Below are 22,690 nucleotides of genomic sequence, written 5' to 3' on the forward strand. Positions count from 1 at the left end.
ACCGATGACCTCTTGCATGCCATGCAAGCGCTCTAGCCAGCTGAGCTAATCCCCCTTGGTTGTTTCCCGCCGCGTCAATTGCGTTTTGGTTGTGCAAAAGTACGGCGGGAAATCAACGGCGCAAGGTATAAAAGCGAAAAAACTGGTTAAGGCCAGATTATCAGGCGCAAAAAAGCGGCTGGGCTCTGCGCCCAGCCGCTTTTGGCAGCTTTAAGCATTAACTGCCTAAGGGAAATAGGAAATTAGTTGAAGATGTAGCGGACGCCAACCTGTCCCTGCCAACGTGAGCCGATTCCCCCAGTATCGTCGCGGAAAGTGTTGGTGAGCTTAGTACCAGCCGCTACGGTGTTATCGGTATTGCGCGCCGGATTAACAAGATAGCGGTACTCGAAAACGGGTTGGCCCTGCGCGTTATAGCCGTCAAAGGTCAGCGGGTTAGTACGATTGGCGGTTTGGGAAGTGCCCCAGTTAGTGTTGAGCAGGTTGCCGATATTGAAGATGTCAATGCTGAATTGCAGCGTGTTGCGATTATCGCCCAGATTCGTGAACACGTCTTGTAACAAGCGTAAGTCTAACCGATTTTGCCAAGGCCGGGTAGCGCCGTTGCGCTCCGCATACTCCCCGCGGCGCTTGCTGAGGTAGCTGTCCTGGTTGATGTAGTTGTTTAGGTCGGTCCACTGGTCGGCGGCCGAGTAGATACCCCCACCCTGAGCGGTCGTGAGCGTAATGTCGCGCAGATTGATTTCGCTCTGGTTGCGTGGCACGTACATCAGGTCGTTCGAGGTCTGGTTATCGCCATTCATGTCGCCGGAGTACACATAGGAGAAGCGGCCAGCTGGGGCCGCTTCATAGAACAGCGAAAGGGTCGTGCCCAAGTGGTTCAGGTATTCCCGACGATAAGAGGCCGACACAATGACACGGTGCTGCTGCAGGAAGTTAGAATAGCTCAGGGCCTCGGCGTTGGGGTCGCCCGATACCGAGCGGTCACGCCAGATGGACTGAGCAATCGAGCCGCCGTCGTTCACCGAGCGCGCATCTGAGTAAGTGTACGCCACGCTGGCGTAGAGGCCAGTGTTGAACGTTTTCTGTAGCTGACCCGTCACGGCGTAAGAATAGCCCTTGTTTGTATTCCGCATCAGAATGGCATCGCTAATGTTTGGGCGGGCAGCCGTATTGCCACCCTGGGCTGCTGACACTGGGCCATAAATTTGGTAGTTGCGGGTAGTTGATACTAGGCCCGCATTGGCCCCAGTCAGCGGCGCGCCCAGCGAGTAGAAAATAGGCCGACTGTCGGCGCCTACCGAGCGGGCAAACGGCGCCGATTCACTGCCGGGCAGGTTCACATTTTGGTGATAGACAGCGTTAATGTCCTGGGTGTAGAATGCTTCCAACGTGCCGATAACGCCGCCGGGTAGCTCCTGGTCCACGGCCAAGTTCGTGCGCCACACCTGCGGAAATTTGAAATCCCGATCCGTTACGGCCAAGTTGTAGGCCGTATTGGCGGCGGCATTCTGCGGCCGGTAGGCGTCCACGTTGGGGCTGAAGGGATAAATGGAAGCATTCGGGTTGGTTACTGGTTGGCCATTGACGGTAGTAGTAGTGGCCACGGCGCCCGAGGTGCTGAACGAGCCGAATTGCACGCCGTTGTTGCTGGCTTGGTTAGAAAGCCACACGAAGGGTACCCGGCCTGTGAAAATGCCTGTGCCGCCGCGCAGCTGCGTTTTGCGATCGTCGTTTACGTCCCAATTAAAGCCCACGCGGGGCGAGAAGAGCACGTTTTTCTCCGGCACCGAGCCGGTATTAATCTTCACGCCGTCGCGGAAGGTGAGGTTGGCCGCGCTCGTATTCTGAGCCAGGTCCGACGTGAGGTAGGGCAGGTCGGCCCGGAGGCCGTAGGTCACGCGTAGGTTGTTGAGTGGCGACCACTCATCCTGGGCGTAGAGGCCGAGCTGCACGGCCGTAATGTCGGCGAAGGGAAACTCGCCGTCAGGCAGAGCCGAGTATTGCAGGTTGTAGCGCTGCGGGCCGGGCCGGGTGACGGTGGACGCGAAAGGACTTAGCGTTCCTGCGGTCCGGTTGTAATTAAATCCGGCCGAGGCGTAAAAGTCCTCCAGCGAGTTAAAAGAGTAGTTGCCGTAGTAGTTCGGAGCGAAGCCATTGCGGAACTTGTAGTACTCGTTGTAAGTGCCGACCGTCACGTTGTGCTTGCCCAGGTAGGCGGTGAAGTTGTCGCCAAACTGGTACACGTCTGAGTTGAGGATGTTGAAGGCCGAGAAAGGCTCGTAGCCAAACGAAGTCAGCGAGTTCTGGGCGTTGATGCCGTTCAGGGCGGTGCCGGTGCTAAGGCCCACGCTGGTACCAATGTCAACGAGCGGGAAGATGCCGCCGCTGCTCTCGCGGAAGTCGCGGAAGGCGGTGTAGCCAGCCGTCAGGTTGTTCGAGAACTTGCCGCCCCCGAAGGTGCTATTCAACTCCGCGATGAGCGAGTTAAGGTTGTTATTAATGGTGTAGTACGAGGAACTGAAAGGCAAGCCAAACTGCGACTGCGAACGTTGGCCGGCAATGGCGCCCGACGTGCTCGGCGAAATGTCACCGTATGATTTGAGAATATTGTATTTGATATTGAAGCGGTTATTAGAGTTGATGTTCCAATCTAACTTCACGGTGGCCTTGTCACTGTTCGAGCGCAAGTTGTAATTTTCAAAGGAACCGGCATCGTAGCCATACTGCTCCCGCAGGAAGTTGCTCAGAATGCCAAGGTCGCGGGCCGAAGCGTTCGAGATGGTACCGCCGGGCGTCGGGGCCGTCGTCTCGCGGTTGGCTGTGAAGTTGCCCGTAGGCGGGTCATTGCGGCGCTCCGACTCGGCATTAACAAAGAAAAAGAGCTTGTCTTTAATGATTGGACCGCCCACGCGGAAGCCGACGTTGTAAAGGTCAAACTTGGGGTAGGCAGATTTAATATCGCCCACCTGGTCACCCACAAAGCCCTGGTTGCGACCAAATCCATAAATGGAAGCAGATACCTTATTGGAGCCCGAGCGAGTCACGACGTTGATGCCCGCGCCCGTAAACGAGCCCTGCCGCACGTCGAAGGGGGCGATACTCACCTGAATCTGGTCGATGGCATCAAGCGAGATAGGCTGCGCGCCCGCCTGCCCACCTACAGTTGGCGACAAGCCAAAAGCATTATTAAAGATGGCGCCGTCGACGGTGATGTTGTTAAAGCTGCCGCTACGGCCGCCAAAGCTCTGGCCGTTGGCCTGAGGCGTGAGACGGGTAAAATCATTCAGTGAGCGGTTCAGCGTGGGCAGGCGCTCAATAGTTTCGCGCTGCACCGTGGTGGCGGCGCCGGTACGGCCTGCATTAATAACTGGGTCGCGGCGGCCACTAACAGTTACTTCGCTTAGTTGGGTATTGGCATCATTAAGCTGAATATCAATGCGCTGGTTCTGTCCCAACGACAGATTGATGCCCTCGCGGGTCACATCCTGATAGCCCACGAACGTCACCTTCACCGTGTAGGGCCCACCGACGCGCATATTCTGAATGTTGAAGCGGCCGTCGCTATTAGTGGGAGCTACATATTGCGTGTTGGTGGGCGTATGCACGGCAATGACCGTGGCACCGGGTAAGCCCTCCCCTTTGGCATCGGCAATGACGCCGCTCATGGCGGCCGTGGTAGCGCCCTGACTCCAACCTAGGCGCGGTAGCAGGAGAAGGAAAGTCGCCAAAAGGAAAAGGCGGGGTAGGCGTATGAGATTCATACTAAGGGGTAAAGTAAAAAAAGAAGGCAGGCTAAAGACACCACAAAGGTAAAGCCGGCTGGACCCGCTCAGGTGTTACCGATTCGTTAAGATGATAAAAACCAATTTAATCATCTCATAATCAAACTGAAAAACCGCTGGCCGTCCGGCACGCCGCTCAGAGGCGGGGCCGCACGGCCCGCACGAACCGGCTGAGGTAGTAGTCGGTTTCGAGGCTGTTCTCGACCACGCCCAGCGAGGTGGAGGCGTGGATAAAGCGGATTTCCTCCTGGCTGGCCTCGGTCACCAGACCTACGTGGGTGATGGTGCCGCTGCCCGGCGAGGGCCCAAAGAAGAGGAGGTCGCCGGGCTGCAGCTCGTTCGGGCGTACGGGCTCGCCCCACCCGGCCTGCTCGTTGGAGGAGCGCGGAATGGCGATGTCCACGGCCCCGAACGAGAGCTGCAAGAGCCCGGAGCAGTCGACGCCCAAGCGGGTGGTGCCGCCGTATAGGTAGGGTGTGCCCTCGTAGGAGCGGGCTTCTTCGATGACAGCCGCGATGGCGTCGGAGGTATTGGCCGGGCGCGGGCGGCGCGCCTCAATTCGGGTCCGGCTGCGGGTCACGACCTGGCCGCTGGGCCGGTCGTAGCGGGTTTTGACTTTGCTGCGCACCACCGGGCGGCTTTCCCTACCCCCCCTGCCGCGGCCAGCCTTCTTGAGCCGCACCATGTCGCGGGCCGAGTGATAGCGGCCGTCGCGGTAGTTGAGCTTCTGCTGGCAGCTGGCGGCCAGCAGCAAGAGGAGCAAGGCTAGGCTGGCCAACCCGGCCCGGCGCCGGGGTGTCGGCGCGGGGCTGGCGGCGGGCCGTATCTTCGTTTTCACGTCGCGCATTCGGGGGCAAATATACCCGCAACGCCGCTGACCCGCTTTTATTGAAGATTTCCCATGACGTACCAATCACTCACACCCGACTTGTTGGTGGCCTTTGAGGCCATCGTGGGGCCTGCTCACGTGCTCACGGCCCAGCGCGCCGAGGTGGCCGCTACCGCCGACGCCTACCATGCCTATGGCCACGACCACACCGAGGACCTGCACTTCGCCCCCGATGCCGTGCTGCGCCCCGGCACGGCGGCGGAAGTCAGCCAGATTATGCGCCTCTGCCATGAAGGCCACGTGCCCGTCACGGCCCGCGGCGCCGGCACCGGCCTGAGCGGCGGGGCCTTGCCCATCCACAAGGGGGTAGTGCTGAGCATGGAGCGCTTCAACAAAATCATCGACATCGACGAGCGCAACCTCCAGGCTACCGTCGAGCCGGGCGTTATCACCGAGGCGTTTCAGAACGCGGTAAAGGAAAAGGGCCTGTTCTATCCGCCCGACCCAGCTAGTAAGGGCTCGTGCTTTCTGGGTGGTAACCTGAGCCAGAGCAGCGGCGGCCCTAAGGCCGTGAAATATGGCACCACCAAAGACTACGTGCTGAACTTACAGGTCGTGCTGCCCAACGGCGAAATTATCTGGACCGGCGCCAACACCCTCAAAAATGCCACCGGCTACAACCTGACGCAGCTCATGGTCGGCTCGGAGGGCACGCTGGGCATCATCACGCGGGTGGTGTTTCGCTTGCTTCCCTACCCCCAGCAAAACATCCTGATGCTGGTGCCCTTCCGCCAGGAGGCGCAGGCGGCCGAGGCGGTGTCGGCAGTGTTCCGGGCCGGCATCATTCCGTCGGGTATGGAGTTTATGGAGCGCGAGGCCATTGCCTGGTCGTCGGATTACCTCAAAATCCCGCTCACGCTGCCCGACGACATCACCGCCCACCTGCTCATCGAGCTGGACGGCCAGGATTTAGACCAGCTCTACAAGGAAGCCGAGCAGGTGTACGCCGTGCTGGAAAGCTACGACGTGGGCGACATCCTGCTGGCTGACAACGCCACCCAGAAAGACGAGCTGTGGCGCATTCGGCGCAACATCGGCAATGCTGTGCGCTACAACTCGGTTTATAAGGAAGAAGATACCGTAGTGCCCCGCGCCGAGCTGCCCACGCTGCTCAGGGGCGTCAAGGAAATAGGCCGCCGCTACGGCTTCAAGAGCGTGTGCTACGGCCACGCCGGCGACGGCAACCTGCACGTCAACATCATCCGCGGCGAGCTGAGCGACGAGCAGTGGAACGTGGACTTGCGCCGGCCCATTTCTGAGATTTTCGAGCTGTGCGTGAAGCTCGGCGGCACTATCTCCGGCGAGCACGGTATCGGGCTGGTGCAGAAAGGCTACATCGGCATCGCCCTGCCCGACGCCAATCTTAACCTGATGCGCGGCATCAAGCAGGTATTCGACCCGCACAGCATTCTGAATCCGGGGAAGATATTTTAAACCATGTCATGCTAAGCCCCGCGAAGCATCTTATCACGTTGGAACGACGCAGTAACCAATGAGATGCTGCTCGTTCCTACGTGATAGGATGCTTCGCGGGGCTCAGCATGACCGGCTTTTTAGCTGGTAATCTCCGTCCGAAACGCCGGTGCCGCCCGCTTCTTCGACGCCTGCTCGTAGCCGTAGCCCAACGCCAACAGCCGGGCTTCACCATACGCCGGCCCCACGAATGATAGCCCCACGGGCAGCCCGTACACCTGGCCCATCGGCACGGTCAGGTGGGGGTAGCCGGCCATCGCGGCGGGCGAGGAAAAGTCCACGCCGGTGCCATAGTCGCCGTTCACTAAATCGATGCAGCCGGCCGGGCCGGTCGTGATGCCCACGATGGCCGCCAACTGGTTTTTCTGCAAAGCGCCATCCAGCGCCTTGCGGGCGCCGGCCACGGTCTTCTGCACCGCGGCGCGGTACTTAGCGCTGCTCAGGCCGTCAGTTTTCTCGGCCATTTCCAGAATTTCCTGCTGGAAAAAAGGCATGGCCCTGGGCGCGTTTTGGCGATTGAAGGCGATGACGTCGGCCAGGGTTTTCACTTGGGCATTGGCGCTGGCCAGGTAGCGGTTTACGCCGTCCTTGAACTCATATAACAGCACGTCGAACTCGGCCTGGCCCAGTGGATTGACCTCCTTCACCACGTCCACTTCCACGATGGTCGCGCCCTGCGCCCGCAGCACGTCGAGCGCCGCTTTAAGCAGGGCCGTGGCGCCGGGCGGGCCTTGCAAGTGCGACTTCTCCACGCCCAGGCGCTGGCCCCGCAGGGCGTCATTTTTCAGGCCTGCCGTGTAGTCGGCCGCAACAGGGGGGGTAGGGCGCGTGGCAGCGTCGGCCGGGTCGGGGCCGGCGAGGGCGCCGAGCAGCAGGGCCGCGTCGCGCACGGTGCGCGCCATTGGGCCGGCCGTGTCCTGAGTGCTGGAAATCGGGATGATGCCCGTGCGGCTGAGCAAGCCCACCGTGGGCTTGAGCCCGACCAGCCCGCTGCATGAGGCCGGCGACACCACCGAGCCATCCGTCTCCGTGCCAATAGCCACGGCGCAAAAATTGGCCGCCACCGCCACGCCCGACCCGGAGCTGGAGCCGCTGGCCGTGCGCCCCAGCACGTAGGGGTTGCGGGCCTGGCCGCCGCGGCTGCTCCAGCCGCTGGCCGCGTGCGTCGAGCGGAAGTTGGCCCACTCGCTGAGGTTGGTTTTGCCCAGCAGCACGGCGCCGGCGGCCCGCAGCTTCTGCACGATAAACGCATCCTGCGCCGCCCGGTGGCCGGCCAGGGCCAGCGCGCCGGCCGTGGTCATCATCTGGTCGCCGGAGTCAATGTTATCCTTTATCAGCACCGGAATGCCGTGCAGCGGCCCGCGTACCCGGCTGGTCTTGCGTTCCCGGTCCAGCGCGTCGGCAATGGTCAGCGCGTCGGGGTTGGTTTCGATGACGGCGCCCAGCATCGGCCCTTTCGCATTCAGGGCTTCGATGCGGTCTAAGTACTTCTGGCTAAGGCTGCGGGCGGTTTCGGTGCCTTTGCTCATGCGGTCTTGCAAATCGGCGATAGTCAATTCCTGCAAGGCAAATGGCGCCGCCGATTCCCTACCCCCCTCGCTGGCCACAACCCCTCCCGAATCCGCCGCGGCTTCGTCAGCAGGCTTGGTAGTAGACTGGCAGGCCACGGCGGGCAGCAGCGTGGCAGCCAACGCGGCGCGGGTGCCGTGGTTCAGAAACAGGCGGCGGTTCATAGGAGCAGGCGTAAAAAAGTCGGTCGACGCAAAGCGCGCTGGCCGACAATAATAACGCTTTGCTTAATGAAGAATGAGGAATTATCGCAGTAATAATTCTTCATTCCTCATTCTTCATTAACCTAAAGTCCTTCCTGCGCGCCCTTGAGCAAATCCTCGCCGCCATATGGCGCGCCGGCCGTGATGTCGCCGCGCAGGCCGCCCTGCGAGATGCCCGGCCCGCTGGCCGGCTGCTGCGAGGTGGTCGTGTTCTCGGTGGCTTCAGTGGCGGCGGGGGGGGTAGGGGCCGACGACAGCTCGTCGCCACCTGCGGCCGTACCTTGCGGGCCGGCTATCTCGTTGGCCCGCTGCACGTAGCGACGCTTGGCTTCTTCCTCCGGCATTCCCTTAAACTGATTCCACGACTCCCACTGACCCTGCGAGAGGCCGGCCGGGCCGTTGGGGTTGTCGGCTTCGTTGGCGTCTACCTCGTCGGTGTTCATGTTCACGTCGCCGTCGGTGGCCTGCTTGAAGAGGCCGTACAGTTCGGTCATGTGCTGGGCGGCGGTGCTTTCGGGCAAATTATTCACCCGCTCGGCGGCGGCCTGAAATTCCTGTTCTAAATCCATAAGAAAAGCAAAAAAGAGATGAATCGGCAGTCTGAATTAGTAGCTGGCTGTACTAAATAAGCCCCAGCCGGGTTGCCAGCTGGCCCGGTCCTTGCCGGCGGGCGGCGGCTGGTTCGTAGTTTTGCAGCCTTGCTATGTGTGGAATAACCGGATTATTTGCGTTCAGCGACCAGGGCCGCCTCGCCCTGTCAGGCTTGCAGGCGGCAACGGACGCCATCAGCCGCCGCGGCCCCGACTCGCAGGGCCACTACGTATATGATAACGTGGGTCTGGGCTTTCGGCGCCTCGCCATCCTGGACCTGAGTGCCGACGGCAATCAGCCCATGACCGACGTCTCGGGCCGCTACACCATCGTCTTCAACGGGGAGATTTTTAACTTCCGCGAGCTGCGCAGCCGGCTGGAGCGCCGGGGCTACACCTTCGCATCGCAGACCGACACGGAAGTCATCTTGCAGCTCTACATCAGCGAGGGCCGCGGCTTTCTGAAGAAGCTCAACGGCTTTTTCGGCCTCGCCATCTATGACCGTGAGGAAGATTCGCTCTTCATTGCCCGCGACCGGATGGGCGTCAAGCCGCTGCTGATTTACCGCGACGAGGATCAGCTGTTCTTCGCCTCCGAGATGAAGTCGCTGCTGGCGCTCGGCGTGCCCCGTAAGCTCGACTACGCTGCCCTGAGCCACTATTTGCAGCTTAACTACATCCCCGGCCCGGCCACCATCTTCAAGGGCGTCAAGAAATTATTACCCGGCCATTATCTTTTCGTCAAGGGTGGGAAAGTGGTGCGCAAGCGCTGGTACAAGATTCCCTATGACCCGAAGAAGGTTGCCCGGAACAAGACTAACTACGAGGCCCAGCAAAAAGAGCTGGTGGGCCTGATGGATGCCGCCGTGCAGCGCCGCCTGGTGGCCGACGTGCCGCTGGGCGCCTTCCTGAGCGGCGGCATCGACTCCAGCGTCATCACCGCCCTGGCCGCCCGCCACACGCCGCACCTCAACACGTTCAGCATCGGCTTCCGGGACGAGCCGTTTTTTGACGAGACCAAGTATGCCAACCTCGTCGCGGCCCGGCACAAGACCAACCACACGGTTTTCTCGCTCACCAACAATGACTTGTACGAGCACATCTTCCAGATGCTCGACTATTTCGATGAGCCGTTCGCCGACTCCTCGGCCCTGGCCGTGTACATCCTGAGCCAGCGCACCCGGCAGCACGTCACGGTGGCCCTGAGCGGCGACGGCGCCGATGAGATGTTCGCCGGCTACAATAAGCACATGGGCGAGTTCAAGGTGCGGGCCGGCGGCTTCAAGGCCGAGGCCGTCACGGGCCTGAGCTTCCTGTGGGATGCGCTGCCCAAGTCGCGCAACGGCTTCTTCGGCAATCGGGTGCGGCAGCTTCAACGCTTCTCGCGCGGAATGCTGGCCGGCACCAAAGACCGCTACTGGGACTGGGCCTCGTTCGCCTCGGCCACCGATGCGCGCAACCTGCTCAGCGAGGCCAGCCGCCGCAAGGTGGCCCGCAAAGCCGCCGCCAAGCGCCGCAAGGACATTCTGGAAAACCTGACGCCGGGGGGCGACCTCAACGAGGTGCTGCTCACGGACATGAACCTGGTTTTGCCCTACGATATGCTCACCAAGGTGGACCTGATGAGCATGGCCAACTCGCTGGAAGTGCGCACGCCATTCCTGGATTACCACGTCGTCAACTTCGCGTTTTCCCTCCCCGTCAACTCGAAAATAGACGGGCAGCGCAAGAAGAAAATCGTGCAGGATGCCTTTCGCTCGGAGCTGCCCGAGGAATTATACAATCGCCCCAAGCACGGTTTTGAGGTGCCCTTGCTCAAGTGGTTTCGCGGTGAGCTGCGCCCATTGATTGAAGATGACTTGCTAGCCGATGATTTTATTGCAGCTCAAGGTATTTTCGCGGTTGAGGAAGTGCGCAAGCTTAAACAGCAGCTATTTTCGCGTAGCCCCGGCGACGTGCACGCCCGTATCTGGGGCCTGATTGTGTTCCAGTATTGGTGGAAGCAATGGATGAGCTAAGCGGAAACAAAATCATAATATAGCCGCGCTTGACCAAAGAGTGGCTTAATTTTGGTTAGCCCGCGCCGCTTTGAAAGCCAGTTCCCGGCGCAACTCCCAACTTATTAAACTGAAAAAACCCATACTTCACCGCTTATGAAAATTGCAATTGTTGGCACCGGCTACGTCGGGCTGGTTACGGGCACCTGCTTTGCCGAAGTCGGCATCGACGTGACCTGCATCGACATCGACCAGAAAAAGATTGATAACCTGCACAACGGCATCCTGCCCATCTACGAGCCGGGCCTGGACGAGATGGTGGCCCGCAACGTGAGCAAAGGCCGCCTGAGCTTCTCGACCTCGCTGGCCGACGGCATCAAGGACGCCGACGTCGCCTTTATCGCCGTTGGCACGCCTCCCGGCGAAGACGGCTCAGCCGACCTCAAGTACGTGCTGGCCGTGGCCCGCGGCATCGGTGAGAACATGAACGCCTACGGCGTCATCGTCACTAAAAGCACCGTGCCGGTGGGCACGGCCGCCAAGGTGCGCAGGGAGATTGAGCAGGCCCTGGCCAAGCGCGGCGCCGACGTTGAGTTCGACGTGGCCTCCAACCCCGAGTTTCTGAAGGAGGGTGCTGCCATCGACGACTTCCTCAAGCCCGACCGCATTGTGGTAGGCGTCTCGTCGGAGCGCGCCGAGGAAGTGATGCGCCGCCTTTACAAGCCCTTCCTGCTCAACGGCCACCCCATTATCTTCATGGATATTCCGTCGGCCGAGATGACGAAGTACGCCGCCAACTCGATGCTGGCCACGAAAATCTCGTTTATGAACGACGTGGCCAACCTGTGCGAAATCATGGGCGCCGACGTCAACAAGGTGCGGCAGGGCATTGGCTCCGATGCCCGCATCGGCACCAAATTCATCTATCCCGGCATTGGCTACGGCGGCTCGTGCTTTCCGAAAGATGTCAAGGCCCTGATTAAAACCGCTTCGGAGAATGGCTATGAGATGCAAGTACTCAAGGCCGTGGAGTCAGTAAACGAAAACCAGAAGTCGGTGCTCTTCAACAAGGTGCTCAAACACTTCGGCGGCGAGCTGCGCGGGCTGAAAATGGCTGTGTGGGGTCTCTCGTTCAAGCCCAAGACCGATGATATGCGCGAGGCGCCCTCGCTGGTCATCATCGAGAAGCTGCTGGCCGCCGGTTGCACCGTGACCGCCTACGACCCGGTGGCCATGCCCGAAGCCCGCCACGACCTCGGCGACCGGATTGCCTACGCCAAGGACGAGTTCGCCGCCCTCATCGACGCCGACGCCCTGCTCGTGGTGACGGAGTGGCCCGACTTCCGCGCCCCCAACTTCGAGGTGATTGGCCGCTTGATGAAGCAGAAAGTCATCTTCGATGGCCGTAACATCTACGAGGCCGAGGAGCTGAATCAGGCCGGTTTCGCTTACCACTGCATCGGCGTGAAGACCGAGCACCTGGAGCCGGCCGTATCGTAACTTTTGTTTCTAAAACAGCAACAGCACGTCATGCTGAGCTTGCCGAAGCATCTCGCGTGGGGTAGTAATCCAATTAAAAGAGTTAGCACCCCACGCGAGATGCTTCGGCAAGCTCAGCATGACGTTCCATTACCCTTATGACTGAAGAAAAAAAGCGGGTTCTCATTACCGGCGGCGCCGGTTTTCTGGGCTCCCACCTCTGCGACCGGTTTCTGGCCGAAGGCTACCACGTGATTGCGATGGACAACCTCGTGACGGGCTCCCTCCAGAACATCGAGCACCTGTTCGGCAAGCCTGACTTCGAGTTCCACCACGCCGACGTGAGCAAATTCGTGTTCGTGCCGGGCAAGCTGGATTATATCCTGCATTTTGCCTCGCCCGCTTCGCCGATTGACTACCTCAAGATTCCGATTCAAACCCTGAAAGTCGGCTCTTTGGGCACCCACAACCTGCTGGGGTTAGCGCGGGTCAAAAATGCCCGGATGCTGATTGCCAGCACCTCCGAGGTGTACGGCGACCCCGAGGTTCACCCGCAGGTAGAGGAGTATTTCGGCAACGTGAACCCCGTGGGGCCGCGCGGCTGCTACGACGAGGCCAAGCGCTTTCAGGAGGCCATCACGATGGCCTACCATAACCACCACGGCCTGGAGACGCGCATCATCCGCATCTTCAACACCTACGGCCCACGGATGCGCCTCGACGACGGCCGCGTGCTGCCGGCGTTTCTCTCGCAGGCCCTGCGCGGCGAGAACCTGACTGTGTTCGGCGACGGCTCGCAAACCCGCTCGTTCTGCTACGTCGATGACCTCGTGGAAGGCATTTACCGCCTGCTGCTCAGCGACTACCACCTGCCCGTGAACATCGGCAACCCCTCGGAAATCACTATCAAAGAGTTCGGCGAAGAAATTGCCCGTCTCACGGGCGTTGAGTTCAAGCCCACATATCAGGCCCTGCCCGAAAACGACCCGATGAAGCGCAAGCCCGACATCACCAAGGCCAAGGAGATTCTGGGCTGGGAGCCCAAGGTAGACCGCGCCGAGGGCCTGCGCCGCACCCTGGAATATTTTAAGGAGCACGTGCAGGTTTGAGTTTCGTCTGATTCGCATTCAGCAAAGGCGGTCATGCTAAGCAACGCGAAGCATCTTGCCGGGGGAAGTAATCAATGGCTCACAACGATTGAATTACTTCCCCCGGCAAGATGCTTTGCGTTGCTTAGCATGACCGCCTTTTTGATTAGCCCACCAGTTCCCTACCCCCCTATATGCGCGAATACGCGCCGCCTTACCTGCTCGAATTCGCCAAGCTCGGCGCGCCCGACATCGGCTACCTCTCGGTGGCCGAGCCGCCGAGCCCGTCGCTGCCGTTTGCCGTGCAGCGCGTGGTCTGGACCTACTACACGCCCGAGAGCATCGTGCGGGGGCGCCACGCTCATTTCCGCACCGAGCAGGTGCTGGTGGCCGTGGCCGGCCGCATCATTGTCACCACCGAGCTGGCTGATGGCACCCTGCAATCGTTCCGGCTCGAAGACCCTTTCGTGGGGCTGTATGTACCGCCCTGCGCCTGGCACACCATGCAATACTCGCACGCCGCCGTGCAGCTGATTCTGGCCTCCACGCCCTATGAGGAAGCTGATTACATCCGCAGTCACGCGCAGTTCCGGCAGGTGTGGCGGGTGCCGCAGTGAGGAGCCTGGGACCGGCGGCTGACCTCGGGACACTGGTTCCGGCCTCTAATTACGAATTGGGTTCGCCGCTATGGCCAGGCTATCAGGTACCGCGGGGGCATTGCAAGCCGGAGCAGGGGTAGGGGAGAAGAGTAGCCTACCCCGGTGCCGGCCATTTACCTTTACCGGCATGAGCCTGCCCGTGCCGTTTTTCTCGATTGAGTTGCAGCACGCGCCGCTGCGGGCCGAGATAATGGCAGCCGTGGGGCGCGTGTACGATTCGTACTGGTACGTGCTGGGTGAGGAGGTACGGCAGTTTGAGATGGCCTATGCGGCCTTCAGCGGTACGGCGCACTGCGTGGGCGTGGCCAATGGCCTCGATGCGCTCGTGCTGGCGCTGCGGGTGCTAGGAATCGGTCCTGGCGACGAGGTGCTGGTGCCCGCCAATACCTACATCGCTACCTGGCTGGCCGTGACGCAGGCTGGTGCCACGCCCGTACCCGTCGAGCCCAACCCGCTAACCAGCAACCTCGACCCGGCCGGGCTGGCCGCCGCGCTCAGCGCACGCACCCGCGCCATTCTGCCGGTGCATCTGTATGGGCAGGCCTGCGAGATGGCGCCCATTATGGCCTTCACCCGGCAGCACGGCTTGCTGGTGGTGGAAGACAATGCCCAGGCCCAGGGCGCCGCCTACGCCGGGCAGCTAACCGGCAGCTTCGGCGACGTCAACGCCACCAGCTTTTACCCCAGCAAAAACCTGGGCGCCCTCGGCGATGCCGGCGCCCTGACCACCGACGACGCTGACTTAGCCCGGCGGCTGCGGGTGCTGCGCAACTACGGCTCGGCCGAGAAGTACCACAACGAGGTAATCGGCTACAACTCCCGCCTCGACGAGCTGCAGGCGGCCGTGCTGCAAGTGAAGCTGCCCCACCTGAATGCCTGGACCGCCCAGCGGCGGCAGCTAGCCGCCTGGTACGACCAGCACTTGGCCGGCATCGACGGCTTGCGCCTGCCCGCTACGGCGCCGGGCGCCACCCACGTCTATCACCTCTACGTGGTGCATACGGCCCGGCGCGATGCTTTGCAGGCCCACTTGGCCGCACAGGGCATCGGAACGCTGATTCACTACCCCGTGCCACCGCACCGGCAGCCGGCCTACGCCCACCTGCGCTGGCCAGTGGCTGCCTTTCCCATTACCAACGAGCTGGCCGCCACCTGCTTGAGCCTGCCGCTGTGGCCGGGCATGACCGAGGCCCACGTGGCGGCCGTAACGGCCGCTATTCGCGGGTTTCGCGGGTTGGGGGGTAGGGAATAATAAGCTGCTGCTAGAAGGGTTGCCCTGTTTACGCACCGCGCTTTCCCGTTCGAGTGAGTGCCTGGCCTGGCTGGTGCCCAAGGCATTGACGGACGGGAGGAGGTAGGGCGGGGCTTCTTCCCGGCCCGCCGGCCCGGCCGGCAAATTGCGCTTTAGGGGAATAAATAAGCAATGTCACTTGTGCTGCAATTATATTTTATCCGGGCTCCCCGCCCTACTCGGACTATGCTCGAAGCGGGCCGTGGGCCACTAGCGCTTCGCGGGAGTGGTGGCCGGAAGCCAGGATAGAGCGAGCCACCCGGACTTGTGAGCTTGCGAAGCTGTTTCTTGCAGGCAGTGAGAAAGCTACGCTTGTGATAATCAACGTTTCGCACGGCGGGCAGGTGTGCGGAGGGACACTCACGCCACGTAGTAAAAGACGGGTATTTGACCGCAGCTGAGCAAAACAGCCGTGCTCGGCCGGGTATTTGAGGTATCTTTGCCGCCGCGCTTCGGGCCATTGGAAAGCCCGTGGCCCTTGTACTAGTCGTTCGATAGAAGTGTGGAACGGTGGGTCAGCTTGATTGGAGCCCACCGGACGAAATTTAGTTTCTATTCATGCAAACTGCTGAGGCCCTGCCAACTACCACTACCCCGCCCGCCGCGGCCACTGCCCCACGCGAGGAGGAGCAGTGGACCGAAGTTATCCAGCCCCGCACCGAACTGCTGAGTCTGGGGCTGCGCGAGGTCTGGCGCTACCGCGACCTGATTCTGCTCTTCGTGCGCCGCGACTTCGTCTCGACTTACAAGCAGACGGTGCTGGGGCCCATCTGGTTTTTTCTCCAACCCCTGCTTACCACCCTCACTTACATTATTATTTTCGGCAACATCGCCAAAATCGGGACCGATGGCCTGCCGGGCCTTCTCTTCTACCTAGCCGGCATCACGGTCTGGAACTACTTCTCGCAGACGCTGACGGCTACTTCCACGGTATTCACCTCCAACGCGGCCATTTTCGGCAAGGTGTATTTCCCGCGCCTGACTTTGCCGCTCTCCATCGTCGTTTCCAACCTGATTCGCTTTGGAGTGCAGTTTCTGCTGTTTCTGACGGCCTGGGTCTTCTACCTCGTCACGACCGACGTAGTGCACCCCAACTGGGCCATGCTGCTGCTGCCAGTGCTGCTGGTGCTCATGGGCCTGCTCTCGCTGGGTCTGGGCATGATTTTCAGCTCCCTGACCACCAAGTACCGCGACCTGGCTATGCTGCTGACCTTCGGCGTGCAGCTGCTCATGTACGCCACGCCCATTATCTACCCGCTCTCCACGCTCTCGCCCAAGTTCAGGTGGCTGATTCTGGCCAACCCGATGACGTCCATCGTCGAAACCTTCCGCTACGGTTTCCTCGGCCGGGGCGAGTTCAGCTGGGGCGCCCTGGGCTACAGCACGCTGGTTACAGTAGTGCTTTTGCTGGTGGGGGCGCTGATTTTCAATAAGGTGCAGAAGAGCTTTACCGATACGGTGTAGGGTGTGGTAGCGCGGACTTTGTAGTCCGCGAGTCGAACATCTTAACCACGCACCAGCGGGCTACTAAAGCTCGCGCTACAGCGGCTAAATAATTAAATAAGCGAAATCCGGGCGGTATTATCAGACTATGAGCGACGTTGCGATACGGGTTGAGAATTTAGGGAAGCAGTACCGGCTGGGCGAGATTGGAACCGGCACGCTAAGCCACGACTTGAACCGCTGGTGGGCCCGGATGCGAGGCAAGGAAGACCCGTTTGCCACGGTTGGCGAGGTCAACGACCGCACGGTGAAGGGCAGCAGCGACTACGTCTGGTCCTTGCGCGACGTGAGCTTCGAGGTTAAGCAGGGCGAGGTGCTCGGCATCATCGGCCGCAACGGGGCCGGCAAATCTACCCTGCTCAAGCTGCTCTCCAAAGTGACCTCGCCGACGACCGGCCGCATCAAGGTGCAGGGCCGCATTGCCTCGCTGCTGGAAGTGGGCACTGGCTTCCACCCTGAGCTGACGGGTAGGGAAAACGTATTTCTCAACGGCGCCATCCTGGGCATGACCAAGGCCGAAATCCGCAGCAAGTTTGACGAGATTGTGGATTTCTCGGGCGTGGAGCGCTACATCGATACGCCCGTTAAGCGCTATAGCTCCGGCATGTACGTGCGCTTGGCCTTCGCCGTGGCCGCCTTCCTGGAGCCCGAAATCCTGATTGTGGACGAGGTGCTGGCCGTCGGCGACGCCGAGTTCCAGAAAAAATGTCTGGGCCGGATGCAGGACGTGAGTCACAACGACGGGCGCACCGTGCTGTTCGTCTCGCACAACATGGCGGCCGTGTCCAACTTGTGCAACACCTCGCTGTTCTTGCGCAATGGCACGCTGCAAAGCCAGGGCCCAACCGAGCAGATTATCGAGGAATATATTGCCTTCGGCAAGCAAAACTCAGGACAGGTAATGGAGGCCGATATTGAGTATGCTCACCGTAGCTCCAAGGGTTATTTTAACGCCATCAGCATCGTCTCCAACGGGGAAGTGACCAGCAGCGTGAGCATCCGCAGTGAAGTGGCCGTGGATGTGGACTATACTATTACGGAGGATGCGGCTGTGGTGTACCCAAGCGTGCATTTGCTGGACAACATGGGCACCTGCATCTTCGCTAGTTTCAACGGCGAGTCGGCCAACCTGGGCGTGGATGAGTTTTTCGGGCAGCCGCTCAGAAAAGGGCGCTACCGCTCCAGAATGGTGATTCCAGGCAGTTTTCTCAATGAGAAAACTTACACTGTCAGCGCCTTCCTGGTTCCGCTCGATACGAACGACATGGCCATCGCTACCGAAACGCTTTCCTTCAGTGTAACCGATACTGGCGAAATGCGCAAGGAGTACGGCGGTGACTGGACAGGCCTAATTCGGCCTCGCATGATGTGGCGTACTCAACTCATAGGGTAGGGCCTGCTAGCCCCGCTATTTTTGACTCTGGCCCGCTAGGGGGCCGTAAACCCTATTTCCCCACATGAAAGTTATTATTCTCGCGGGCGGCCTCGGTACCCGGCTCTCCGAAGAAACCGTGCTCAAGCCCAAGCCGATGGTTGAAATCGGGGATATGCCCATTCTGTGGCACATCATGAAGATTTACTCAGCGCATGGCTTCAACGACTTTATTATCTGCCTGGGCTACAAAGGCTATGTTATCAAAGAGTACTTTGCTAACTACTTCCTGCATAAGTCCGACGTCACGGTTAATCTGAAGGAGAACAAGCTGCAAGTCCACGATTCTTTCGCTGAGCCTTGGAATATCACGCTCGTTGATACAGGGCTCGAAACCATGACCGGTGGCCGTATCAAGCGCGTGGCCCAGCACCTGAACAACGAACCTTTTCTGCTCACCTATGGCGACGGGGTATCAAACGTGAACATTGCCGAGGAGGTAGCTTTTCACAAAGCGCACGGTCGGCTCTGCACCGTGACGGCCGTGCAGCCCAGTGGCCGCTTCGGCGCCTTGGACTTGGGTGCAGAAGATGCGATAAACTCTTTTTTGGAGAAGCCTAAAGGTGATGGGGCCTGGATTAACGGCGGTTTTTTCGTGTGCGAGCCGGGCGTGCTCGACTACATTGGCACCGGCTCCGACGTAGTTTGGGAGCGGGAGCCGATGGAGGAACTGGCCCGGGCCGGCCAGATGCAGGCCTACAAGCACCACGGCTTCTGGAAGCCTATGGATACGCTGCGCGACAAAACCGAGCTGGACGGCGCCTGGACCCGTAACCAAGCCGCCTGGAAAATATGGTAGCAGTTCCTACCCCCCCCGCAAGAGTTAAAGGTCTGAGCGAAGCGCTGCTGCGCGAAACCTACGCCGGCAAAAAGGTCTTCCTGACCGGCCACACTGGCTTTAAGGGTAGCTGGCTGCTGTACTGGCTGCATTCGCTCGGCGCCGAGGTCAAAGGCTACGCCCTACCCCCCGACACCACGCCCAGTCTCTACGAGCTAGTCAATGGGGGCCAGCTGTGCAACTCGGTTTTCGCGGACCTCAACGACCGTTCGACCCTGACGCAAGCCTTGCTGGACTTCGCGCCCGACTTCGTGTTTCACCTAGCCGCCCAGCCACTGGTGCGCCTGAGCTACCAGATTCCGGTCGAAACCTTCCAGACGAATGCCATCGGCACAGCCTACCTGCTCGATGCGCTACGGCAGCTGGACCAGCCCTGCACCGTGGTGCTTATCACAACCGATAAGGTGTACGAGAATCAGGAATGGGTGTATCCGTACCGCGAAACCGACCGCCTGGGTGGCTACGACCCCTACAGTGCCAGCAAAGCCTGCGCCGAGCTGGTGATAAATTCCTACGTGCAGTCATTTTTCAACCCGGCGGACTATGGTCGGCACCACAAGGGCATTGCCGTGGGCCGGGCCGGCAACGTAATTGGCGGCGGTGACTGGGCCCTGGACCGCATCGTGCCCGATATTGTGCGGGCGCTGGAGGCAGGCGAGCCGGTGCAGGTGCGCAACCCCCACGCCGTGCGCCCCTGGCAGCACGTGCTGGAACCGCTCGGCGGCTACTTGCTACTAGGAGCCCAGCTGGCTCGGGAGCCCCAGCTTTATGGTGGCGCCTGGAATTTTGGGCCTCACATTCAGGATGCGCTGCCGGTAGCAGTCCTGGCCGATACGGCCCTACGTGCCTGGGGCGCCGGCACCTACGAGACGCCCGAACTGGCCAATCAGCCGCACGAAGCCGGCTTGCTTAAGCTCGATATCAGCAAGGCCTACAATGAGTTGGGTTGGGAGCCGAAGTATGATGCTGCTACGTCGATTCAAAAATCCATTGCCTGGTATAAGGCGTGGCAGGACGGACAGTCGGTGCCCGCCTTAGTGCAGGCGGATATCAACTCCTTTATCAACGCTGTTGTATGAGCGGCGGCCGGGTTCTGCTCACCGGCGCGACCGGCTTTATTGGCTCGCACCTGGCGGAGGTGCTGCTGGCGGCAGGCTACGAGGTGGGAGCCCTGCGGCGAAGCAGTTCTGATTTGCGGCGGCTGGCCGCAGTCCAGGACCAGCTAGTCTGGATCAATAGTGACGACCCAAGCTGGGAAACTCAGCTTCTGGCCTGGCAGCCCGGAATCCTGGTGCACGCCGCCTGGCTAGGTGGCGTGAGCGCCGGGCAGCGCGACGATTGGCTCGCTCAGCTTACCAACCTTGATTTTCTGTTGCGCCTGCTGGAACTGCTGGCGCAAGGCCCCCTGCGGCAGGTGGTGGCCCTGGGCTCGCAGGCTGAATACGGCGCTTTCGAGGGCCGCGTGGATGAGGCCTACCCCCCTCGACCCACGAGCGCCTATGGCGCCGTGAAGCTGGCCGCCTTGCAAGTAGTGCGTACCTTCTGCGAAACTCGCGGCCTGAGCTGGCAGTGGCTGCGCATTTTCGCCGCCTTCGGGCCGCGGGAGGATCGGCACTGGTTTGTCTCCCATATCATCACTAGTCTGTTGGCGGCCGAGAAGCCTTTGGAAATGACGCCCGGCGAGCAGCGCTACGATTACTCCCATGTCCGCGACCTGGCTGGGGCAGTCTGCCAGGTGCTGGGCGCTGGGGTGCAGCAGAGCGGCGTGTATAATATCGGAGCCAACGCGGCCATTTCCCTACGCGAGCTGGTCGGAATAGTGCAAGAACTGACGGCCACCCAAGGCGAAGTCCGCCTCGGTGCAGTCCCCTACCGTGAGGGGCAGGTAATGCATCTGGAGGGGAACTCCCACCATTTTGAGCACGTCTTTGGCCCGATTGTTCGCACCCCGCTGCGGCCAGCGCTGGCCGAAACCATTGCCTACTGGCGCGCCGAACAAAGTTTGTAGTCGGCTGCTTGCGCTATTAATGCCTTATTCAGTATTCTTATGAAAGCATCCGATTACATTGCCCACTTCCTGGAAGCTCAAGGCGTGACTACCGTGTTTGAGATGTCGGGCGGCATGATTACTCACATGCTCGACTCACTGCACCAGCTTACGAAAATCAATATTGTTAGTATGCACCACGAGCAGTCGGCGTCATTCGCCGCCGATGCCTACGCCCGCGCTACGGGCGTGCCGGGCGTCGCGATGGCCACCAGCGGGCCGGGCGCAACCAACCTGCTCACCGGTATTGCCTCCTGCTACTTCGACTCGGCGCCCGGCGTGTTCATTACCGGGCAGGTTAATACCTTCGAGCAGAAGGGCGAGCGACCCATCCGGCAGCTCGGCTTTCAGGAGACTGACATCATCAGTATGGCCCGGCCGGTGTGCAAGGCCTGCTACGACGTGACCGATGCCAGCGAGTTGCCGCAGCTATTGGAAGAGGCCTTTCGCACGGCGCTGGAAGGCCGCCCCGGCCCGGTGCTGATTGACATTCCAATGAACGTGCAGCGCGGCGACATCCCTACCCCCCCCGGCGGCTTCAAGCGCGTCGCGCGTGAGCGGGTGCCGCACGACCTGACACCCGCCCTGTTCGACGAGCTGGCCCAGGCGCTGGCCGCCGCCCGCAAGCCCCTGATTCTGGTCGGGCGCGGCGTGCGGGCCGCCTTCGTGGCCGAAGAGTTCCGCCGCTTTGCCCACCTAGTGCAGGTGCCGGTGGTGGCCTCGCTGCTGGCCGTCGATGCGATGGCGTATGACGACCCCTTGCGCGTGGGCTACATCGGCTCGTATGGCAACCGCTGGGCCAATATGGCACTCGGTCACAGCGACTTCATCTTGGTGCTCGGCGCTCGGCTCGACATCCGGCAGACCGGCGCCGACACCAAGTATTTCCAGGAAGGCCGCACCATCTGGCACGTGGACTGCGACCCCGGCGAAATCAACAACCGCGTGCTCGGCTGTCGCCCCGTCGTCGCCGATTTAGCCGATTTCTTCGCCCTGGCCCACCGCTACTACAACCCCGCCGACTTCGCGCCGCGCCCCGAGTGGGTGGCCGAGCTGCAAGCCCTGCAAACGCAGTGGGCCGACATCAAGGAACAGCCCGATGTGGTGGGTATCAACCCCAACGAGTTCATGCACAGTCTTTCGCGCGGTGCAGCGCGGGTGGCGGCGGGCTACGTGGCCGACGTTGGCAACCACCAGCAGTGGGCCGCCCAAAGCCTGGAGCTGGGTCCCGACCAAGTGTTTTTCACCTCCGGCGGGCTGGGTAGCATGGGCTACGCGTTGCCGGCCGCGCTGGGCTTGTGCTTCGCCACGAACCGGCGCCCGGTCGTCGTCATTGCCGGCGACGGCGGCTTCCAGATGAACGTGCAGGAGCTGCAAACCATCGCCCACCATCAGCTGCCCGTCAAGCTCGTGGTGCTCAATAACAACTGCTTGGGCATGATTCGGCAGTTTCAGGACTCCTACTTTGAGGGGCGCTACCAAAGTACGTTCTGGGGCTATAGCGCGCCCGACTTCACCAAAATCGCTGCCGCTTATGGCATCAGCGCCCGCACCGTGAGCGAGCCCAACGACCTGGACGATGCCGCCGCTTGGCTCTGGGCCAACCCCGACGAGCCGGCCCTGCTGCAAGTCATGGTCGACTCGCACACCAACTGCTACCCTAAGCTGGCGTTTGGCCGGCCCATCACGGAGATGGAGCCGTTTGCCAAGCCGCTGGAAATGGAAGGGACGTGAGCAGTGCTGAGCGCTAACAGGCGGTCATGCTGAGCAGCGCGAAGCATCTCTACCGCAGCAGTAATCCAGTCGTTGTTCAATCAGCTTGATTGCTCACGAGGTAGAGATGCTTC

General features: G+C 60.8%; 16 protein-coding genes. 12 read left to right on the forward strand and 4 right to left on the reverse strand.

Features of this window, described 5'->3' with window-relative positions; genetic code table 11:
- Nucleotides 1–242 precede the first annotated feature (242 nt).
- Both ACFE70_RS04690 and ACFE70_RS04695 read right to left on the reverse strand, forming a co-directional pair.
- Nucleotides 243–3,731 carry a carboxypeptidase regulatory-like domain-containing protein gene (locus ACFE70_RS04690; protein WP_375416561.1) on the reverse strand — a complete coding sequence of 1,163 codons (3,489 nt, stop codon included), beginning with the start codon at nt 3,729–3,731 and terminating at the stop codon, nt 243–245.
- A gap of 190 nt (nt 3,732–3,921) precedes the next feature.
- Nucleotides 3,922–4,623: a C40 family peptidase gene (locus tag ACFE70_RS04695; RefSeq protein ID WP_375416562.1), complete on the reverse strand. Its 702-nt coding sequence runs from the start codon at nt 4,621–4,623 to the stop codon at nt 3,922–3,924.
- A 63-nt stretch (nt 4,624–4,686) separates the two neighbouring features.
- Between ACFE70_RS04695 and ACFE70_RS04700 the strand changes: the two genes are divergently transcribed.
- Complete coding sequence (locus tag ACFE70_RS04700) at nt 4,687–6,108, forward strand: FAD-binding oxidoreductase (protein ID WP_375416563.1); 1,422 nt, start codon at nt 4,687–4,689, stop codon at nt 6,106–6,108.
- A gap of 119 nt (nt 6,109–6,227) precedes the next feature.
- On the opposite strand, the gene ACFE70_RS04705 is transcribed toward ACFE70_RS04700, so the two are convergent.
- Complete coding sequence (locus ACFE70_RS04705) at nt 6,228–7,880, reverse strand: amidase (protein WP_375416564.1); 1,653 nt, start codon at nt 7,878–7,880, stop codon at nt 6,228–6,230.
- A gap of 122 nt (nt 7,881–8,002) precedes the next feature.
- Nucleotides 8,003–8,488, reverse strand: coding sequence for an acyl-CoA-binding protein (locus ACFE70_RS04710; RefSeq protein WP_375416565.1), 486 nt, complete (start codon nt 8,486–8,488; stop codon nt 8,003–8,005).
- A gap of 134 nt (nt 8,489–8,622) precedes the next feature.
- On the opposite strand from ACFE70_RS04710, the gene asnB reads away from it, so the two are divergent.
- The 11 genes from asnB to ACFE70_RS04765 all read left to right on the forward strand — a co-directional run bounded on the left by asnB (nt 8,623) and on the right by ACFE70_RS04765 (nt 22,577).
- Nucleotides 8,623–10,527 (forward strand): asparagine synthase (glutamine-hydrolyzing), encoded by a 1,905-nt coding sequence (asnB, locus tag ACFE70_RS04715; protein WP_375416566.1) that lies wholly within the window; start codon nt 8,623–8,625, stop codon nt 10,525–10,527.
- A gap of 135 nt (nt 10,528–10,662) precedes the next feature.
- A complete protein-coding gene (locus ACFE70_RS04720; protein WP_375416567.1) occupies nt 10,663–12,006 on the forward strand; it encodes a UDP-glucose dehydrogenase family protein in 1,344 nt (447 codons plus the stop codon).
- A gap of 137 nt (nt 12,007–12,143) precedes the next feature.
- Nucleotides 12,144–13,094, forward strand: a complete 951-nt coding sequence (locus ACFE70_RS04725) for a UDP-glucuronic acid decarboxylase family protein (protein WP_375416568.1) — start codon at nt 12,144–12,146, stop codon at nt 13,092–13,094.
- Between the two features lie 173 nt (nt 13,095–13,267).
- Nucleotides 13,268–13,690 carry an FdtA/QdtA family cupin domain-containing protein gene (locus ACFE70_RS04730; RefSeq protein ID WP_375416569.1) on the forward strand — a complete coding sequence of 141 codons (423 nt, stop codon included), beginning with the start codon at nt 13,268–13,270 and terminating at the stop codon, nt 13,688–13,690.
- 169 nt (nt 13,691–13,859) lie between these two features.
- Complete coding sequence (locus ACFE70_RS04735; RefSeq protein WP_375416570.1) at nt 13,860–14,984, forward strand: DegT/DnrJ/EryC1/StrS family aminotransferase; 1,125 nt, start codon at nt 13,860–13,862, stop codon at nt 14,982–14,984.
- A gap of 597 nt (nt 14,985–15,581) precedes the next feature.
- The gene (locus ACFE70_RS04740; protein WP_375416571.1) at nt 15,582–16,487 is read left to right on the forward strand and encodes an ABC transporter permease; all 906 of its coding nucleotides are present in this window, start codon (nt 15,582–15,584) and stop codon (nt 16,485–16,487) included.
- 127 nt (nt 16,488–16,614) lie between these two features.
- Nucleotides 16,615–17,919, forward strand: coding sequence for a polysaccharide ABC transporter ATP-binding protein (locus ACFE70_RS04745; protein WP_375416572.1), 1,305 nt, complete (start codon nt 16,615–16,617; stop codon nt 17,917–17,919).
- Nucleotides 17,920–17,983: 64 nt separating this feature from the next.
- Nucleotides 17,984–18,757 (forward strand): glucose-1-phosphate cytidylyltransferase, encoded by a 774-nt coding sequence (gene rfbF / locus ACFE70_RS04750; RefSeq protein WP_375416573.1) that lies wholly within the window; start codon nt 17,984–17,986, stop codon nt 18,755–18,757.
- Nucleotides 18,751–19,875: a CDP-glucose 4,6-dehydratase gene (rfbG, locus tag ACFE70_RS04755; RefSeq protein ID WP_375416574.1), complete on the forward strand. Its 1,125-nt coding sequence runs from the start codon at nt 18,751–18,753 to the stop codon at nt 19,873–19,875. The genes rfbF and rfbG overlap by 7 nt, the downstream gene beginning before the upstream one ends.
- Nucleotides 19,872–20,804 (forward strand): NAD-dependent epimerase/dehydratase family protein, encoded by a 933-nt coding sequence (locus ACFE70_RS04760; protein ID WP_375416575.1) that lies wholly within the window; start codon nt 19,872–19,874, stop codon nt 20,802–20,804. Before rfbG ends, ACFE70_RS04760 begins: the two co-directional genes overlap by 4 nt.
- A gap of 39 nt (nt 20,805–20,843) precedes the next feature.
- A complete protein-coding gene (locus ACFE70_RS04765) occupies nt 20,844–22,577 on the forward strand; it encodes a thiamine pyrophosphate-binding protein (protein ID WP_375416576.1) in 1,734 nt (577 codons plus the stop codon).
- Nucleotides 22,578–22,690: the final 113 nt, after the last annotated feature.

The organism is uncultured Hymenobacter sp. (genome assembly GCF_964243305.1).
Classification (GTDB): Bacteria; Bacteroidota; Bacteroidia; order Cytophagales; family Hymenobacteraceae; genus Hymenobacter.

Bases quoted from the DNA above. Each gene is read 5' to 3' on its own strand.
- ACFE70_RS04700 (WP_375416563.1), top strand. From the start codon at position 4,687: ATGACGTACCAATCACTCACACCCGACTTGTTGGTGGCCTTTGAGGCC.
- ACFE70_RS04705 (WP_375416564.1), bottom strand. From the start codon at position 7,880: ATGAACCGCCGCCTGTTTCTGAACCACGGCACCCGCGCCGCGTTGGCT.
- ACFE70_RS04710 (WP_375416565.1), bottom strand. From the start codon at position 8,488: ATGGATTTAGAACAGGAATTTCAGGCCGCCGCCGAGCGGGTGAATAAT.
- asnB (WP_375416566.1), top strand. From the start codon at position 8,623: ATGTGTGGAATAACCGGATTATTTGCGTTCAGCGACCAGGGCCGCCTC.
- ACFE70_RS04720 (WP_375416567.1), top strand. From the start codon at position 10,663: ATGAAAATTGCAATTGTTGGCACCGGCTACGTCGGGCTGGTTACGGGC.
- ACFE70_RS04725 (WP_375416568.1), top strand. From the start codon at position 12,144: ATGACTGAAGAAAAAAAGCGGGTTCTCATTACCGGCGGCGCCGGTTTT.
- ACFE70_RS04730 (WP_375416569.1), top strand. From the start codon at position 13,268: ATGCGCGAATACGCGCCGCCTTACCTGCTCGAATTCGCCAAGCTCGGC.
- ACFE70_RS04735 (WP_375416570.1), top strand. From the start codon at position 13,860: ATGAGCCTGCCCGTGCCGTTTTTCTCGATTGAGTTGCAGCACGCGCCG.
- ACFE70_RS04740 (WP_375416571.1), top strand. From the start codon at position 15,582: ATGCAAACTGCTGAGGCCCTGCCAACTACCACTACCCCGCCCGCCGCG.
- ACFE70_RS04745 (WP_375416572.1), top strand. From the start codon at position 16,615: ATGAGCGACGTTGCGATACGGGTTGAGAATTTAGGGAAGCAGTACCGG.
- rfbF (WP_375416573.1), top strand. From the start codon at position 17,984: ATGAAAGTTATTATTCTCGCGGGCGGCCTCGGTACCCGGCTCTCCGAA.
- rfbG (WP_375416574.1), top strand. From the start codon at position 18,751: ATGGTAGCAGTTCCTACCCCCCCCGCAAGAGTTAAAGGTCTGAGCGAA.
- ACFE70_RS04760 (WP_375416575.1), top strand. From the start codon at position 19,872: ATGAGCGGCGGCCGGGTTCTGCTCACCGGCGCGACCGGCTTTATTGGC.
- ACFE70_RS04765 (WP_375416576.1), top strand. From the start codon at position 20,844: ATGAAAGCATCCGATTACATTGCCCACTTCCTGGAAGCTCAAGGCGTG.